This is a genomic window from Oleiphilus sp. HI0132 (assembly GCF_001635845.1).
This window is the reverse complement of the sequence record NZ_LWGJ01001305.1, coordinates 1-1,065: the sequence shown is the minus strand read 5'-3', so window position 1 is coordinate 1,065 and position 1,065 is coordinate 1. Positions and strand designations below refer to the sequence as shown.

2 protein-coding genes are annotated in these 1,065 nt (G+C 45.2%); both read right to left on the bottom strand.

Annotated features, from left to right (window positions below):
• Window positions 1–656: hypothetical protein (locus A3766_RS19925; protein ID WP_068642837.1), on the bottom strand; the 656-nt coding region annotated here is incomplete at its 3' end.
• A gap of 112 nt (window positions 657–768) precedes the next feature.
• Window positions 769–1,065, bottom strand: a 297-nt coding sequence (locus A3766_RS19920; protein WP_304440975.1) for an HD-GYP domain-containing protein, incomplete at its 5' end; no start/stop codon positions are given.

The window sequence follows — 1,065 nt, the reverse complement described above, 5'->3', positions numbered from 1 at the left end:
TTAACTTTGGATATGGCGATATTATCGATCGAACTCTCGACTCGATTGCTAACGGCACCAAGTTCTGATTGGCGGGATAGTACTAGCTCAGATGCTTGGTTTAAGGTTTCTAATGACTTGCTAGCTTGCTCAGCTGAACTTAAGTCTACGTCTTCAAAGCCTAATTCTTTGATCTCTTTGGCTAAGTCTTTGCCTTCGAGTTGAATGCTCTTTCCTGGTTGATCCAGTTGAATATTGAAGTCTTGTTCACCACTGAGTAGGGCCTTGCCATTGAAGTTAGTGTTTTCGAGAATGCTATTTGAGTCTTCAATCAAGAGATTTGCTTCTTCTTGCAAGGCTTGTCGGTCTTGTGTGGATAGCGCACCGTTACCAGCTTGAATCGTCAACTCTTGTATACGACCAATGTTATCGTTAAGGCTTTTCAGTGCTCCGTCGGCAACCTGAATTGCGGAAATGGAGTCATTGGCGTTACGGATGCCTGCATCAAAAGCACCTAGTTGGCTATTCAAGCGTTCAGATATTGCTGCGCCTGCTGCATCATCAGCTGCGCTATTAATCCGGCTTCCTGAACTGAGCTGCTGCAGTTGTCTATCAGTTTGGGACGCACTGGAAAGGCTTTGAGGGCTGCCAATGCCGCCGTTGAGTGAAATAGTCATGATGATTGCTCCCGCCGAGATAGCTATTTTTTAATGATAGCGCGGGAAGTCGAGCAGGTCATTTATTAAACAGTAACGCTTGGTAACCAGCGCTACTGTTTAGGGTACTATTTTATGTCATATTTTTGCGAGTGACGTAATGATGCCTAACTGTTTCGTTAAAAGCTTCGACATAGGTAGGGTGAAATTGCGTGCCACTTTCGCCATTAATGAGTGTGACAGCACTGAACAGAGACTTCTTGTAGCTTCTATCTGCACGTTCGTTGGTTACTGCATAGAAGGTGTCCGCCAAAGCGATTAACATAGCACCACGGTGTATTTGTTCGTTTGCCAAATTCTTTGGGTAGCCTTTACCATCATATCGCTCATGGTGTTGAGCAACCATCGTGGCGGCTTCTGTCCAACCTTC